At 65.4% G+C, this 15,537-nt stretch carries 14 protein-coding genes and 6 pseudogenes; 15 read left to right on the top strand and 5 right to left on the bottom strand.

Annotated features, from left to right (window positions below; translation table 11 throughout):
* Positions 1-103 precede the first annotated feature (103 nt).
* A pseudogene (locus tag FQV39_RS31450) lies at positions 104-1,131 on the bottom strand (IS110 family RNA-guided transposase).
* A gap of 232 nt (positions 1,132-1,363) precedes the next feature.
* Between FQV39_RS31450 and FQV39_RS31445 the strand changes: the two are divergent.
* Positions 1,364-1,888 (top strand): annotated as a pseudogene (locus FQV39_RS31445) (IS110 family RNA-guided transposase); the annotation flags it as partial.
* A 213-nt stretch (positions 1,889-2,101) separates the two neighbouring features.
* Positions 2,102-2,251, top strand: a pseudogene (locus FQV39_RS31440) (proline racemase family protein); the annotation flags it as partial.
* A 51-nt stretch (positions 2,252-2,302) separates the two neighbouring features.
* Here FQV39_RS31440 and FQV39_RS31435 read toward each other — a convergent pair.
* The gene (locus FQV39_RS31435) at positions 2,303-3,196 is read right to left on the bottom strand and encodes a LysR family transcriptional regulator (RefSeq protein ID WP_149134373.1); all 894 of its coding nucleotides are present in this window, start codon (positions 3,194-3,196) and stop codon (positions 2,303-2,305) included.
* Between the two features lie 113 nt (positions 3,197-3,309).
* Between FQV39_RS31435 and FQV39_RS31430 the strand changes: the two genes are divergently transcribed.
* Complete coding sequence (locus FQV39_RS31430) at positions 3,310-4,050, top strand: SDR family oxidoreductase (RefSeq protein ID WP_149134372.1); 741 nt, start codon at positions 3,310-3,312, stop codon at positions 4,048-4,050.
* 69 nt (positions 4,051-4,119) lie between these two features.
* On the top strand, positions 4,120-5,034 hold the full coding sequence (locus FQV39_RS31425; protein WP_149134371.1) for an SDR family NAD(P)-dependent oxidoreductase: 915 nt from the start codon (positions 4,120-4,122) through the stop codon (positions 5,032-5,034).
* A gap of 186 nt (positions 5,035-5,220) precedes the next feature.
* On the opposite strand, the gene FQV39_RS33985 is transcribed toward FQV39_RS31425, so the two are convergent.
* Together FQV39_RS33985 and FQV39_RS31415 are read right to left on the bottom strand one after the other, a co-directional pair.
* Entirely contained in the window at positions 5,221-5,340 is a 120-nt protein-coding gene (locus tag FQV39_RS33985; RefSeq protein ID WP_248313563.1) for a hypothetical protein, read from the bottom strand.
* Between the two features lie 292 nt (positions 5,341-5,632).
* Complete coding sequence (locus FQV39_RS31415) at positions 5,633-6,547, bottom strand: LysR family transcriptional regulator (protein ID WP_149134370.1); 915 nt, start codon at positions 6,545-6,547, stop codon at positions 5,633-5,635.
* A 143-nt stretch (positions 6,548-6,690) separates the two neighbouring features.
* Here FQV39_RS31415 and FQV39_RS31410 point away from each other — a divergent pair, with 143 nt between their 5' ends.
* From FQV39_RS31410 to FQV39_RS33980, 4 genes and pseudogenes are all read left to right on the top strand, one after another.
* Positions 6,691-7,659, top strand: coding sequence for an MBL fold metallo-hydrolase (locus tag FQV39_RS31410; protein WP_149134369.1), 969 nt, complete (start codon positions 6,691-6,693; stop codon positions 7,657-7,659).
* Between the two features lie 56 nt (positions 7,660-7,715).
* Positions 7,716-8,337 (top strand): annotated as a pseudogene (locus FQV39_RS31405) (pyridoxamine 5'-phosphate oxidase family protein).
* Between the two features lie 21 nt (positions 8,338-8,358).
* Positions 8,359-8,802 (top strand): cysteine hydrolase family protein, encoded by a 444-nt coding sequence (locus FQV39_RS31400; protein WP_149134368.1) that lies wholly within the window; start codon positions 8,359-8,361, stop codon positions 8,800-8,802.
* Positions 8,772-8,882, top strand: a pseudogene (locus FQV39_RS33980) (isochorismatase family protein); the annotation flags it as partial. The gene FQV39_RS31400 and the pseudogene FQV39_RS33980, both read left to right, overlap by 31 nt.
* A gap of 73 nt (positions 8,883-8,955) precedes the next feature.
* Here FQV39_RS33980 and FQV39_RS31395 read toward each other — a convergent pair.
* Positions 8,956-9,654, bottom strand: a pseudogene (locus FQV39_RS31395) (IS110 family RNA-guided transposase); the annotation flags it as partial.
* 346 nt (positions 9,655-10,000) lie between these two features.
* On the opposite strand from FQV39_RS31395, the gene FQV39_RS31390 reads away from it, so the two are divergent.
* From FQV39_RS31390 to FQV39_RS31360, 7 genes are all read left to right on the top strand, one after another.
* Entirely contained in the window at positions 10,001-10,678 is a 678-nt protein-coding gene (locus FQV39_RS31390) for a GntR family transcriptional regulator (protein ID WP_149134367.1), read from the top strand.
* Positions 10,675-11,208: an ureidoglycolate lyase gene (locus FQV39_RS31385; protein ID WP_248313526.1), complete on the top strand. Its 534-nt coding sequence runs from the start codon at positions 10,675-10,677 to the stop codon at positions 11,206-11,208. Before FQV39_RS31390 ends, FQV39_RS31385 begins: the two co-directional genes overlap by 4 nt.
* Positions 11,205-12,113 (top strand): allantoinase PuuE, encoded by a 909-nt coding sequence (locus FQV39_RS31380; RefSeq protein WP_149134366.1) that lies wholly within the window; start codon positions 11,205-11,207, stop codon positions 12,111-12,113. Before FQV39_RS31385 ends, FQV39_RS31380 begins: the two co-directional genes overlap by 4 nt.
* A 40-nt stretch (positions 12,114-12,153) precedes the next feature.
* The gene (locus FQV39_RS31375) at positions 12,154-13,017 is read left to right on the top strand and encodes a substrate-binding periplasmic protein (protein ID WP_149134365.1); all 864 of its coding nucleotides are present in this window, start codon (positions 12,154-12,156) and stop codon (positions 13,015-13,017) included.
* 117 nt (positions 13,018-13,134) lie between these two features.
* On the top strand, positions 13,135-13,806 hold the full coding sequence (locus FQV39_RS31370) for an amino acid ABC transporter permease (protein ID WP_149134364.1): 672 nt from the start codon (positions 13,135-13,137) through the stop codon (positions 13,804-13,806).
* Between the two features lie 10 nt (positions 13,807-13,816).
* Positions 13,817-14,491 carry an amino acid ABC transporter permease gene (locus FQV39_RS31365; protein WP_149134363.1) on the top strand — a complete coding sequence of 225 codons (675 nt, stop codon included), beginning with the start codon at positions 13,817-13,819 and terminating at the stop codon, positions 14,489-14,491.
* 34 nt (positions 14,492-14,525) lie between these two features.
* Entirely contained in the window at positions 14,526-15,524 is a 999-nt protein-coding gene (locus FQV39_RS31360; protein WP_187640359.1) for an NAD-dependent epimerase/dehydratase family protein, read from the top strand.
* The last annotated feature ends 13 nt before the right edge of the window (positions 15,525-15,537 follow it).

Here is a 15,537-nt window from a genome sequence, read left to right as displayed (position 1 = left end):
CTAATGGACGCGCTGTGAAGCGCAGCAGACGTTTGCGGCTTCATCCATCCCGTCGTCCGCGCGGGACGATCCCGGCCGGGATCGCTGGAAAGCTGTGGTCAGGTCATGCTGCAGCCTCCGATCCCAGGCGGAAGTCGGTACCGTCGGCCCACATGCGATGGAGCACGACCGCAATCTTGCGGGCGACGGCGACGATAGCGCGCCGACGGCCCTTCGTCTTCATCAGCCGGCCCCCCAGGCCTTCAGGCTCGACCAGGTGATCGAGCGCATCAGCATGGCGTTTGCGGCCGCGTAGAGCGTTGCCCGAACGTCGGCGTCACCAGCGTGCGAGATCCGGCCTGGGTTGTCCGTCTCGCCAGACTGGAAGCGTCGAGGCGTCAGGCCGAAATGGGCCCCGACCGTCCGAGAGCTCTTGAAGCGGGCGGGATCGTCCACGGCGGCCTTGAAGCTGAGGGCGGTGATCTCACCAACGCCTGGCACGGTCATGAAGCGTCGGCAGATCGCATCTTCGCGCGCGGCCCGCTTCACCCGCCGATCGAGCTCGGTGAAGGTCTCGAAGAGCATTGCTCGTGCCTCCAGCATCGGCAGGAGCGCATGGCTGAGCGCAGGGTCGGTCTCGATCGTCTCGCGAACAGCAGCATCGAAAGCCCCTCGGGAGAGTCGAAGAGGCAGCACCACGCCGAAGATCCGCAACAGGCCGCGGATCTCGTTCTCGAGGTCAATGCACTTGCGCTGCATCACCTTGCGGCTCGTCAGCAGCGCTCGCATGTGGTGGCTCTCGATGCTCTTCACATGCACCCGGCTGTACCATCCCGATCTGAGGATCTGGGCGATGCCGCGAGCGTCATGCTTGTCCGTCTTGTTCCGCATGGCCGAAAGCGCAGCCGCGACCTGACGCGCTTCCATGCAGACGACGTCGTAGCCAGCCTCCGTCAGTCCGTAGGTGATGGGCTGTGTCAGCGCGCCGGCCTCAAACCCGACCTGATGGATCGGCTGACCAAATCCCGCGAGGCAAAGAAGGACATCGGGCACGTCGGAGCGCACCGAGCGCTCCAAGCAAATCGTCCCGTCATGGTCGATGATGCAGATCGCCGCCGAGCGCAGCGACACATCCAGCGCAGCGTAGAACATCGCGACTCCCTCCCTCTTGGATCTGCCGAGATCCTAATGGGAGCTTGCACCCTCGCGGGTCCGCCCGATTACGCATGCTAGTGGCGCGGTGTCGACCAAAGCTCGATCGCTCGGCACTAGACGGCCTCGACCTTGAGCGTTTGCATGAAGCTCTCGGCCTTGGCGTTATGGGATGGACGCCTCCCGCTCCGCGCCCTTGATTAGGGGCTTTTGATGAGCAGGAGGCCGGGACATGCGGATGCTGGCAATCGACTTGGCGAAGCAGTCATTTCACGTGCATGGGATCAGCGCAGACGGCGAGATCATCTCGCGGCGCGTCGGCCGTCAGGGCTTGCCGTCGCTGATTGTGAAGCTCGCTCCGGCGGTTATCGCCATGGAGGCATGCGCGACAGCCCATTATTGGGGGCGCCTGTTCATGGCTGCCGGACACGAGGTGCGGCTGATCAATCCCCATTTCGTCAAGCCCTTCGTGCGCGGATCGAAGAACGACGCGGTGGATGCCGAGGCGATTTTTGATGCGGCATCGCGGCCGACGATGCGTTTCGTGCCAGTCAAAACCGAGGAGCAACAAGATCTGCAGTCGCGGCACCGCGTCAGGGACCGTCTCGTGGTGCAACGGACCAGCTTGATCAACCACCTGCGTGGTCTGCTGGCCGAATACGGCCTGATCTATCCGAAAGGTGCGGCGCTTCTTCTTTCACGCGTCCGCGGCGGGCTCGCCGAAGCCCGCGTCTCCGCCATGGCGCGGGAAACCTTCGATGTGATTAAGCGCCGAAGACTGACCCCGCGAATTCTGCCTTTAACCTACTGACTTGAATTCCATATTGCCGTTCGGAGAGGGGTCATGATCGGCGCCGATCATGACCCCTCTCCGAATGCAGATAACCTCTTAAATTGAATGGTTTAGATGCCATTTGAGGTGGGTCAGGCTTCGGTGCTGAATCACACGCACCTGCCCTTGCCGCGGTTGGAAGGGCTGCTCGGTTCCGGCACCTTCGAGGGTTGCCTGATCGGTGAAGCCAGCCTGAACGGCACCCGTGCGATGCGCCCGACCGTGAAGGGCACCGCGGGTCTGCTCGGCACGGCGCGCTGGACGATCAACTGCCGTGACATGCGTTGAGTTTCGCTATCGAGTCTTTCGCCAAATTCCGCTCGCCAGCTTCCGTCCGTGTCAAATCATCCGGGATCGGAACTGTTCGGCCATCCACTCGATGACAACGCGCACGCGCGGCGAAAGCTGGCGCGCGTGCGAGTAGAGGACGTGGACGGGCAGCGGCGTCGGCGGGTAGTCCGCCAGGATCTCGACGAGCTCGCCGCTGGCCAGCTCGGGAGCGACGCGGTAGCGCGGAACCTGGATGAGCCCGAGTCCGAGACGGGCGCAGGCGACATTGGTTTCGGGTCCGGTCACGGTCACCACCGCCGGCGGCGTCAACTGCCGCTCCTTGCCGCGATCGGTGAAGATCAGCGGACTGACGCTGGCCGCGTCGGGCGCGAGCAGGCCAATGATGCGATGGTCCTCCAGATCGTCGGGAGTCCGCGGCTCGCCAAACCGTTCGACATAGGACGGGCTGGCGAAGGTGCCTCGGCTCAGATCTGCAAGCTTGCGCCGGATCAGGGGGCTGTCGGCGAGGGGGCCCGCCCGCAGGATGCAATCGAACCCTTCGCGGACCATGTCGAGCGCCTGATGCGCCTCGCCGATATGCAGGCGGATGCCGGGATAAGTCTCTAGAAACCGGCCAAGCCCAGGGAGCAGGAAGTGCCGGGCCTGGGTTCCGTGAACATCGACCCGCACGAGGCCGCTCGGCTTCGCGCCGGCAAAGGCGCCTTCCGCATCCTCGAGATCAGCGATCAGCGCCAGGCAGCGTTGGTAATAGGCCTCGCCATCGAGCGTTGGGCTGACCTGCCGCGTTGTCCGCTGCAGCAGACGGACCCCAAGCCTCGCCTCCAGCCCTTTGATCGCATCGGTCACCGATGAGCGCGGCAAGCCGAGATCGTCAGCCGCTTGCGTGAAGCTCCGGCGCTCCACGATCCGGGTGAAGACCCGCATGGCATCGAAACGATCCATTGTTCGCCTGTTCGAATAGTGATGCCGGATAATGGCTGATTATCTCGCAGAGGGAAATGGCCATTCTCTCCTCACACCCACCGAACACCGGCGGCGAACCAAGGAGAAAGACGATGACAAACCAGATCAGCAAGGTCGCGATCGTGACGGGTGCCTCTGGCGGTATCGGAGCGGCGGTTGGCGAGCGTCTCGCCAGCGACGGCTTCACCGTGGTGGTGAACTATGCCGGCAACGCCGCACCGGCCGAGGCGCTCGTCGCCCGGATCGAGGCCGCAGGAGGCCGCGCCGTCACCGCCCAGGCCGACATCTCGAATGTCGAGGCTGTACGCCGCATGTTCGATAGCGCCGAGACCGCTTTCGGCGGTGTCGACGTATTGATCAACAATGCCGGCATCATGACCCTGGCGAACATCGCCGACAGCGACGACGCCCTGTTCGACCGCCAGATCGCGGTCAACCTGAAGGGCACATTCAACACCCTGCGCGAAGCGGCCAAGAGGCTGCGCGATGGCGGCCGGATCGTGAACTTCTCCTCTAGCGTCGTCGGCATGCTGCAACCGGGCTATGGCGTCTACGCCGCGACCAAGGCCGCTGTCGAGGCCATGACGAGTGTCCTCGCCAAGGAGCTGCGCGGCCGCAACATCACCGTCAACGCGATCGCACCCGGTCCCACCGCGACCAAGCTCTTCCTCGACGGCAAGCCGCAGGAGGTGATCGACCGCCTGTCCAAGCTCGCCCCGCTCGAACGCCTCGGCCAGCCCAGGGACATCGCGGACGCAGTCGCCTTCCTCGCGGGGCCGGACGGCGCCTGGATCAACGGCCAGACCCTGCGGGCCAATGGCGGGCTCATCTGATCTCGCCTCGCCCCAGGAAGTACTGAACCTCCTTTTTCTCATATCCAGACTGAGCAAAGGACCATCGTCATGTCCAAGGCTATCTCCAAGCAGATTATCCTTGTTACCGGCGCTTCCTCGGGCTTTGGCCTGATGACCGCCAAGGCGCTCGCCCAGGCCGGCCACGCCGTCTACGCCTCGATGCGTGAAACCCAGGGGCGCAATGCGCCACAGGTCGCGGCCGTCGCCGAATGGTCGAAGGCGGAGGGCGTCGATTTGCGCACTGTCGAACTCGACGTCCAGTCCGACGCTTCGGCCGATGCCGGTGTCGCCCACATCATCACCGCGGCCGGCCGCCTGGATACCATCGTCCACAACGCCGGCCACATGGTCTTCGGACCGGCCGAGGCCTTCACCCCTGACCAGTTCATCCAGCAATACGACGTGAACGTGCTCGGCGCGCAGCGCGTCAACCGCGCCGCGCTTCCCCATCTGAGAGCCCAGCGCAAGGGCCTGTTAGTCTGGGTCGGATCGAGCTCGACGCGTGGCGGTACGCCGCCCTTCCTGTCGCCCTACTTCGCCGCCAAGGCGGCGATGGACGCGCTGGCTGTGTCCTACTCCACCGAACTGGCGCTCTGGGGCATCGAGACCACCATCATGGTACCGGGCGCCTTCACCAAGGGGACCAACCATTTCGCCCATTCCGGCAAGGCCTCCGACGAGGCGCGTGCCGCAGAATACGAAGTCGGTCCCTATGCCGGCATCGCGGAAAAGGCGCTCAAGGGGCTCGCCAGCCTCGAACCCGCCGATGCCGATCCTGCCGAGGTCGCCCGCGAAATCGTCCGCGTGGTCGGCACGCCTTTCGGCAAGCGCCCGTTCCGCGTCCATGTCGACCCGTCGCAGGACGGCGCCGAGATCGTCAACGGTGTTGCCGACCGGATGCGCCGCGAAATGTACCGCAACATCGGCCTGGAGGTCCTGCTCCATCCCGCGATCGCCGGTTGAGCAGCGACACGAGAGGCCGGGGCCGTTGCGCTCTGGCCGCCCCCGTTCCATTCGGAGTAGCGATCATAACCAATCTGTCTCCGGCCGCGTCGGCCAGGAAATCGGACCTCCTTTCAGCGGGTGTTGGCGATCGATGGCAACCCCGATCCGGAGTATGGTGAGGCTTTAGACCGGAAAGCTCGCCAATCAAGGAAGCAGGACCACGGAGCCCGTCGTGCGCCGCGCCTCCAGATCCTCGTGCACCTTGCGGGCTTCAGATAGGGCGTAGGTCGAGACACTCAATGTCCGCGCAACTCCGGCCTCCATCGCCATGAACAGGCTCTGCGCGGCGGCCTCGTATTCGCAGCGGTTGGCAGTGTAATGCGCGATCGACGGGCGGGTCGCCTCGGCAACGGGACGAGCCTGCGACAACAACACGTCGATCTGCCGCAGCTTCGCGACGATCTCGTCGGGCTTGTGCTTCTTCTGCGCCATTGCGGCTTCCTCCAAGGCTCAAAAGCCTACTTCACGGAGGACCACTTTTCAGGGGGCAGACCAAGTATGCGAGTCTCGACAGGCCAGTAGACCATGCCATCCGCCGCCGCGGCGACCATTGTCCTCACGGACCGCCGCCGTGGAGCCCTGCCATCCGCTCCCGCAAGCGCGGCACGGTCCAGTCCAGGAAACACCGGACCTTCAGCGGCAGCAGTTCTGCCTCCGGATAGACGAGGCTGACCGGCAGCGGCTCAGGAGCGAAATCCGGCAGGAGGATCTGTAGTTGGCCGGAGCGTAATTCCTTCTCCACCTGATAGGACAGCAGGCGGACAATCCCGAAACCTGCCAGTGCAGCCTGGATGGCCGCCTCCGTCGTGTTGACGGCCAGCCTCGGGCGCGGATCGACCGCGAAGGCTGCGCTGTCCCGCCGATAGCGCGATTCCGGGGCTACGGCGAAGCCTTGGAAGCTGATACCATCATGCTGCACGAGATCCTCCGGCCTTCGCGGCACGCCGCGCCTGGAGAGGTAGTCAGGGCTGGCGCAGATGACCCGGCGCACCGTGCCCACCCGGGTGGCGATCAGTGCGCTGTCCGCCAAATGCCCGATGCGCAGGGCGACATCGACGTGCTCCTCCGCCAGACTGATCTGCCGGTCGGCCAGCGTGACCCGCAAGTTGATCTCGGGCTGTTCCGCCAGAAAGCCCAGCACGACAGGCAACAGATGGCGTTGCCCAAAGGCGATCGGCGCAGTGACATGCAGCGCGCCGCGTACCGCACTGTACTCGCCGGCGGCCTCGCGCTCGGCCTCTTCCAACTGCCCGAGGATGCGCCGCGACGCGGCGACGAAGGCGCGGCCGGCGTCGGTCAGAGCGATACCGCGGCTGGTGCGGATCACCAGGCGGGTGCCCAGATGCTGTTCGAGCTCGGCGATCTTGCGGCTAACTGTCGAGAGTGGGGCGCGCAACTGCCGTGCTGCGGCCGAAAGACTGCCAGCCTCGACGATGGCCAGCAGTACCGACATGGTATCGAAACGGTCCATCGTGCCTCCCGAATTTTGGGAGGATGGCTCCCGAAACCATAGGATACTAGATCTGCAAGGGAGGCTCTAGCGTTCTGGTCAGACGCGTGAGGCCCGTCCGGCGGGCATGCTCAGGTCGCGTCAGTGATCAGACGGAGCAAGTCATGATTAACCTGTCCCGCCGCGCCTTCGCGAGCGGTCTCCCGCTTGGCATCATCGGGGGCGGCCTCCTCCCTCTCGCCGCTCCCGCGCCAAGCGTGGCGGCGGCCCCCGCGGCAGCCCGCGTGACGCCGCTGGCGCAGATCCGAATCGGCCGCTTCACCGTCACGGCGCTGACGGATGGCTATGCGGACATGCCCTACACGTTTTTCCCCGGCCGCACAGCTGCCGAGGTCGAACAGGCGGCGACGGCGCAGTTCGTTGCCCGCTCAACCGGAGTCCGCTTCGTGTTCAACCAGTATTTGATCGAGGACGGCGAGCGCAAAATCCTGCTCGATACCGGGCCGGCCGGCTCGATCGGGCAGACCGGCGCATTGCCGCAGGCGCTTGCTGCGCTCGGTCTACGCCGCGATCAGATCGATGCGGTGATCGTGACCCACATGCACCAGGACCACATGGGCGGACTAATTGCCGGCGGGCAGAACAACTTTCCCAATGCCGAACTGTATATCGATCGGCGGGACGTGACCCACTGGACCGATCCGGCAAAGCGTAGCGGTGCCCCCGATTATCTGCAGACCAGCTTTCGGATGTCGACGGATGTCGTGCGCCTCTACCCGCGGCTGCAGGCGATCGATGGCCCGCGCGAGATTGCTCGCGGCATCTCCATCGTCGACCTGACCGGCCATACGCCCGGCCACATCGGGGTGCGGATCGAGGATGCCGGCCAGGGCCTCATCATGGTGTCCGACATGATCTTCCCAGTGGTGCATCCGCTTGCGACCGATGTGAACTTCCTGTTCGAGCAGGACCGCGCAGCGGCACAGGCGATGCGGGACCGATTTTTTCCGCTCGCCGCAGCGGAGGGCGCGCTGATCGCCGCGACGCATATGCCCTTCCCGGGCCTCGGCCGCGTCGTCTCCGACCGAGGGCAATTGCGCTGGCAGGTGGCGGATTGGGCATTGCAGACGTGAGCGGTCGGCTGCGGCGCTGATGGCGGTGCCGACCCGGTCAAAGCGGAGCAGGCATCATGCGTCATAGATATATCGAGATCGCGTCGACGCCATCGGTCAAGGCTGCGCGCGAGCGCTATGGCAGCGCGCCCCGATCCGTGCGTGCGGGCGAAATCCTTCAGGATGAGGTCGTGCGCAACCACCGGCTCGGTGCCGCCGAGCAGGAGTTCATCGCCACCCGCGACGGCTTCTATCTGGCCAGCGTCTCCGAGAGCGGCTGGCCTTATGTCCAGTTCCGCGGCGGGCCGGCCGGCTTCCTGCGGGTCATTGACGACGGATTTCCGGGGCAACCGCCAGTACATCACGACCGGCAACGTCCAGTCCAACGACCGCGTGTCGCTGTTTCTGATGGATTACGCGCATCAGCAACGCCTGAAAATATTCGGCCGCATGCGGATCGTCGACGCCGTGGACGATCCTGCGTTGGAGGAGCGGCTGGCGGTGCGCGGCTATGCGGGGCGCATCGAGCGCCTCGTCCTGATCACGGTCGAGGCCTTCGACTGGAACTGCCCCCAGCACATCACGCCGCGCTTCACCGAAGCGGAGTTGGAGGCCGTGCTCGGGCCGGTGCGGGACGAGATGGCACTGCTACGCCTGGAGAACGAGCAGCTGCGGCGCGAGATGCCGAGCTGTGAGTAGGCGTCGAGAGGTCACGCTTCGGTGCTGGACCACATTCTCAGCCGAAACAGCCAACCGATAGACAACGGCACGGGAGAACAGCGATGGAATCGTCGTCCGAAAAATCGAGCGTTCTCCCGACAGGCGGTGGCGCAGCGCTCCTGGACCCGTCCGATACGCTGGTCCTTCTGCTCGATCATCAGTCCGGGCTGTTCCAGACAGTCAAAGATCCCGGTCGCCGACCTGCGGCGCAATGTGGAGATGATCGCCCGACTGTGCACGCTCCTGAATATTCCGGTGATCACGACCGCCTCGGAACCGGCCGGCACCAATGGGCCACTCATGCCGGAGATCCATCATCATGCTCCGCACGCGGTCTATGTCGCGCGAAAGGGAGAGGTGAACGCCTGGGACAACGGCGATTTTGGTCGAAGCCACGGGCCGCAAGGCTCGTCATGGCCGGCGTCTGGACCAGCGTCTGCGTGATGTTTCCCGCTCTCGATGCACGCGCGGCCGGATACGAAGTCTATGCGGTCCTCGATGCGTCCGGAGATCCCAGTGAAATGGTCTCACGCACGTCTCTCGCCCGCTTCGTGCAGGGCGGCGTGAAGCCGACCTCGACCAACGCGCTGTTGTCGGAACGCCGCCCAGCCGCTCCTTCCCGCCGCTTGAGTTCTGCCGAGGCACGAGGCCGGTCCATGCCGCCAAGTTTCGGCCTGACCGAAACGCTTTGGGATCCGGTATGGTGGCTACGAGAGCGCTCGCCAGGAGAGGACCGACGCCCGGCACACCCATCAGCCTGCGGCCGATCTCGGTCGCGCGGGCGTTAGTTCTGATCCGGCGATCCGTTTCCAAGATCTGATCGTTGATCAGCGCGAGTTGAGCAGCCAGCATTCCAAGACACATCTGCGCCTCGGCGGGCACACGCTCGTCTTTGTCGGCGATGAGCCTGATGAGAGCCCCCAGACCTTCCCTCCCGATCGGCGCCGCCAGCCCAAACTCCGCCATGTGGCCTCGGATCGCGTTCGACAGCTGGACGCGCTGGCGCATGAGCATGAGCCGAACACGATGCAGCACCAGGATGCCCTGCTGATCGACGCTCTTCACCTCGACGAAGCGCATGGTCGGGCGGGTCACGGCTTCGCAGATCGTTTCCGCATCGGCCGCATCATTCTTCTGCCGCTTGACATACGGCTTCACATAGCTCGGCGGCATCAGCCGGACCTGGTGGCCGAGCTTGATCAGCTCGCGCGCCCAATGATGCGCCGTGGCACACGCCTCGATCCCGATCAGGCAAGCCGGCAGCTTGGCGAAGAACGGAAGGAGTTGCGCTCGCCGCCCATTCCCGACGTCGGGCACGTCCGCTTCCGGGCGACTGTGTCCGGACTCGACGTCACTAAGGATAAATCGGCTCAGCGAGCCAATCACTGAGCTTCCGCCTCGTGTCGAGCTCGACCGTTCAATGGACGTTTACCGATGCGGTGCGCGACGGTTCTGAATTTCACATCAGCGCCGAATGGTCCGTCGCCTGATAGGACCAACATCCTCGCTATATTGGGATACCAAAAGGTGTGGCGATTAAATAATGCGCACAGATAGGCGCGCGATTTTCGGCTGAAACTAACTTTACGCATTCGATACCCCGACATTATCCTGGGATACCAAAACCGGATCCAACGAGGCCATGTCGTTTGAAGAGCCGACGTCAAGCAATATCGTGCCACTGCCACCCGCCGAAGGCGGCATCACCGCCCAAGTTTATCAGCGGCTGCTGCAGGGGATCGAGCGTCGCGACTACCGGCCCGGACGGCAGATGGACGAGCGCGGCCTGGCCGAGGCCATGTCGGTATCCCGGACGCCCTTGCGCAATGCGCTGAGCCGCCTGCTCGGCGAGGGCTATCTCGAACGCCTGCCCAACGGCTCGCTCGCAGTCTGCGAGGTCGGCGCCGACGAGGTGCTGGAGCTGCTTGCTGTGCGGCAGTTGCTGGAGCCGGAAGCGGCGGCGCAGGCGGCCGGGCGCGTCGCACTCGATGTGGCGATCAGCCTGCGCCGACAGCTTCTCGAAGTCGATCCGCGGGATTCCGGCCCGCTCGCCTGGCAGCTCGGCGATCGCATACACGACCTCGTCGTCGAGCATTGCGGCAACCAGTCCTTGGCCCGGATCGTGATCGATGCCCGCCGGCGCATCCATATGTCGCCGCTGGAGGAGGTGTCGGGCCGGTTCGAGACGGCGCGGGCCGAGCATGTCGCCATCCTCGACGCGCTGGTCCGCGGCGACCGTGATGAAGCCCGCCGGGCGATGGCGGTGCATCTCGCCAACAGCCGCGCCGGCTTCCTCGCTACTTTCGGAATCGGACAATGACCATGTTGGCCGGTACCGAGCCTGACCTTACCGTCACGATCGAACCGCTTACGGCGCAAGCCTTCGCGCCCTACGGCGAGGTCGTCGCACATGCTGGAAGCGAGCGGCGCCGGTTTTTCCCGCATGTCTTCGAGCATCTGGCCGATGCGGGCGAACCGAGCTTCTGGGTTTCGCGTGTGGACCAGATCGACACGCTGCCGCTGATGGTGACCATGCTCGAACGGCACCCTTTCACCGCGCAGACCTTCCTGCCGCTGTCCGGCGGTCGCTATCTCGCCATCGTCGCGGAGAGCGATGCGCAGGGTGGCCCGGATCCTGCAACGCTGCGCGCCTTCCTGGCCGGACCGAGCCAGGGCGTCACCTATCGCCGCGACGTCTGGCATCACGGCATGACGATCCTCGACGGGCCGGCGCAGTTTGCCGTGCTGATGCACAAGACCGGACGCGGCGACGACGACGTCTTCCTCGATCTCGCGCACCCCATCCTCGTCCGCCCGATGGTGGCCCTCTCCGAAGGAGCTGAACGATGAGCCGGGACGCCCATCTCACCCGCGACTTCATCGGATATGGCGCGAAGCCGCCGCATCCGCGCTGGCCCAACGGCGCCCGGCTCGCACTCAACCTCGCCATCAATTTCGAGGAGGGTTCGGAAGCTTCCTTCCCGGACGGGGACGGTGTCAGCGAGACGCGCCTCTCCGAGGGCGGTGGCGGCTTCGAGGGCCGCGATCTTGCCGCCGAATCGATGTTCGAATACGGCAGCCGCGTCGGATTCTGGCGCATCAACCGCCTGCTCGCCGAGCGCGGCCTGTCGGCGACGATCTTCGCCTGCGCCCTGGCGCTGGAGCGCAACCCGGCGGCCTGCTCCGAGATCATGGCGCGCGGCTACGACGTCTGCGCCCATGGCTGGCGCTGGGAGCGCCACCAGAACCTGAGCGAGGATGAAGAGCGGGAGAGGATCGCGCGCACGGTCGACAGCCTGAAGCGCACGCTCGGTCAGGCTCCGGCTGGCTGGTATTGCCGCTATGGACCCAGCGTCAACACGCGGCGGCTGATCGTCGAGAACGGCTCGTTCCTCTACGATTCCGACGCCTATAACGACGAAGTTCCTTACTGGACGCAGGTTCTGGGGCAGAACCATCTCGTCCTGCCCTACAGCCTCGCGACCAACGACGCGAAGTTCATCAGCGGCAACGTCGCGACGGCGAACGACTTCTTCGAGAGCCTGCGGGACAGCTTCGACATGCTCTACCGTGAGGGCGCGCAGCAGCCGCGAATGATGTCGGTTGGCCTGCATCTGCGGATCGCCGGGCATCCCGGACGCGCTGCCGGACTCGAGCGCTTCCTCGATCACGTCCTGCGACATGACGACGTCTGGGTCTGCCGACGCGTCGAGATCGCCCGCCACTGGCAGGAGACGCATCCGCCCGCAGCCTGAGCCGAGCCTTCAACGCAAAACTACAACGAGGGGAACAACAATGATCAGACATCTTTCCCGCCGCGTCGCAGCCGCTGCGATCATACTCGGCCTTGCGGCTCTTCCCGCTGCCGCTCAGGAGGCGGATCATCCCAGCGGCAAGACGCTCGTCGTCGGCACCGATTTCGGCGTCGCACCTTGGATGATGCGCGGCGCCAACGGTCCCGAGGGCTTCGGCAACGACCTGATCGTCGAGATCGCCAGGCGCCTCGGGCGTCCCGGCGTCGAGATCGTCGACGTACCGTTTTCCGGGCTGTTCGCGGCGCTCTTCGCCAAGCGCATCGAGTTCACGGTCAATCCGCTGAACATCACGGCCGAACGCGCCGAACGCATGCTGTTCACCGAGCCGTTCTTCGCCACCGGCAATGGCTTCCTGACCCGCTCCGGCGAGACGATGAAGGGCTTCGAGGATCTCAAGGGCAAGTCGGTCTCGGTCAATCGCGGCACCATCTCCGACACCTGGGCCACCGCCAACGCCGAGAAGTACGGTTTCGAGGTGCAACGCTACGACAGCTTCCCCGACACAGTGCAGTCGGTGATCACGCGGCGCTCCTTCGCGGCGCTGAACGAGATTCCGACCGCGGTTTACGCCGCCAGCCGCAACAAGGCGCTGACTGTGGCCTTCAAGGACTTCAACGGACGCAATTTCGGCTATGCCTTCCGCCTCGAAAGCGTGGAATACCGCAACAAGGTCGAGGCGGTGATCGAGTGCCTGAAGACCGAAGGCTGGCTCGCGAAGCTCTACGAGAAGTGGTACGGCACCGCGCCCGAGAAGGGCACCTCGATCGAGGTCGTCTATCCCGGCTACGGCGCGCCGGACTTCAAGACCTACGACCCAACCCCGCATGCATTGACCTGCAAGTGACCGGCTTGCGAGCAACGGGCCCGCGCGTGAGCTGAGCCTGCCCTGAACGGTCCGGCCAGAGACGACCGGGCTCCCACCACCCCCGGAAGCGGACCTCCGGGCCTGGCCGAGCGCAGCATGGACCGGATCGTCGACAACTACTTCAACCTGCAGGTCATGGCGGATGCCTTCCCCGCCGTGCTCAAGGGCTTCGGCGTCACCGTGCTGGTGACCCTGCTGGTCATCGCCTTCGGCATCCTGGCAGGGCTTGGGCTGGCGCTGCTTCGCGCACTGCGCATCCGCGCCGTCGATCTGCTGATCGTCGTCTATATCGACGCCTTTCGGACGCTGCCGCAGCTCGTCGTCATCATCGTCATCTATTTCGGCCTGCCCTATGCCGGGCTGTCGCTGTCGCCCTTTGTCACCATCGTGCTGGCGCTGGGCATGATCCTCTCGGCCTTCGCGGCGGAGATCTTCTGGTCGGCGATGCTCGCGGTGCCTCGGGGCCAGAGCGATGCCGCCCGCGCGCTCGGGCTGCCGCGACGGCATGTGATGGCACTGGTCATCCTCCCTCAGGCGGTCCGACTGGCTTTGCCGATGCTGACTAACCGGGCAATCGCCATCGGCAAGGGCACCGCGCTCGGCACCGCCGTCGCCCTGCCGGAAACGCTCGGCCAGGCTCAGAGCGTTATGGCGATCGTCGCCAATCCCTCGCCGCTGACGCTGGCGGCGCTGTTCTATCTGGCGCTGTTCATCCCCCTCGTCGCGCTGAGCCGGGCGGTCGAGAACCGGTTCGGGCCGGGGCATTGAGGAAGAAGCGATGCTCGAGCTCTTCGTCGAAAACTTCCTCAACCTAGACTCGCTGCTGCAGGTCTATCCGCTGCTGCTGCAGGGGCTGCAATTCACCATCCTGCTGGCGATCGTCGCCCTGCCGCTCTCGATCCTGTGGGGACTGGCGCTCGCCATCGCCTATTCCTTCCACAACCGGGCGCTGAACATCCTGCTGATCGGCTATATCGACTTCGTGCGCGCCTTCCCGGTCGTGGTGCTGCTCGTGCTGATCTTCTACGGGCTGCCCTTCCTCGGCCTCAAGCTCGGCGGCTTCGCCGCAGCGGTCCTGGCGATCGCGCTCAACAATTCCGGCTATTACGGCGAGATCTTTCGGGCCGGCATCGAAACGATACCCAAGGGCCAGCGCGAGGCCGGCCGGGCGCTCGGCCTTCGTGGCTGGCATATCATCGCTCTCATCATCCTGCCGCAGGCGCTGCGCAAGGCGCTCGCCCCCTTCGCCAGCAACTCGCTCGAGCTCGTGAAGACGACCTCGATCGCGGCCCTGGTCGCGCTGCCCGAGCTGCTGCGCTCGGCCCGCGTCGCCCAGGAGCAGACCTACAACCCGACACCGCTGATGGCGGCTGCGGCGATCTATGTCGTGCTGCTCTGGCCCTTCGCGCGCTGGGTCGCGGTGCTCGAGCGGCGCGCGCAGATGCAGCGCTGAGGCAAGCCGGAGGGCGAGAGAAGGATATGCAACAATGTCGCGCAGCGGCGCAGCAGCCATGAAGGTCCTGATCACCGGCGGCAGCGGCTTCGTCGGCCTAGCTCTGGCGGAAAGGCTGCTCGCGGACAGCGCTGAGATCTGCCTCTTCTCCGCCGCAGCGCCGCCCGCCGCACTGGCACAACGGCTCGCCTGCGACCGCCTGCACATCGTCACGGGCGATGTCCGCTCGGCCGCCGAACTGGATGCGGCACTCGCCGCGAGCGGAGCCACCCACCTCGTTCATGCCGCCGCGATCACGCCAGGCCCGGAGCGGGAGCTGCGCGAAGCTCGCGCCATCCTCGACGTCAACATCGGTGGCACGGTCAATGCCGTCGAGCGCGCCGCGGCGGCCGGCCTCACGCGGGTCGTCGTCCTCAGTTCGGTCGCGGTCTACGGCTTCGCGCCGCCCGCCGCCTCCGGCCTCTACGAAGAAGCGGGCTCGGCGCCAGCGCCAACAGCACTCTACGGCATCTCCAAGCTCGCCGCAGAGCAGACGGCGCTGCGTCTGGGCGCCCTCTACGGACTGGACATCCGGGTCGTCCGTCTCGGCCCGGTCTTCGGGCCGTGGGAATATGCGACCGGTCTGCGCGACGCGCTGAGCCCTCATCGGCAGATCCTTGCGGCCGCCCGCATCGGAGTGGCCGTCGTCCTTCCGCGTCCGATGCGGGCGGACTGGCTTTATTCGCGGGATGTCGGTGCCGGCCTCGCCGCGCTCCTGCGCACCAGCGCGCTGAATCATGCGCTCTACAATCTCGGCGCCGGCCGGATCAGCGACCTGCCGGAATGGTGCGCCGCCCTTGGCCGGGCCGGGCTGACCGCCGACTGGCGCCTGGCCCGCGAGGGCGAACAGCCCGACATCCGCTACAACCTTGCGCAGGATCGCGCCGCGCTGGCGACCAGCCGCATCGAGGCCGATACGGGTTTCCGCCCCGGCAGCGATCTCTTTGCCCAGGCCACCGATTATCTCGGCTGGGCGGACGGCCTGCCGCTCTGAAAAGGGATTTCCA

It is taken from the genome of Bosea sp. F3-2 (genome assembly GCF_008253865.1).
In the GTDB taxonomy this organism is placed as follows: domain Bacteria; phylum Pseudomonadota; class Alphaproteobacteria; order Rhizobiales; family Beijerinckiaceae; genus Allobosea.
Note: the sequence above shows the minus strand (reverse complement) of the source record. Positions and strands in the feature narration are given on the sequence as shown.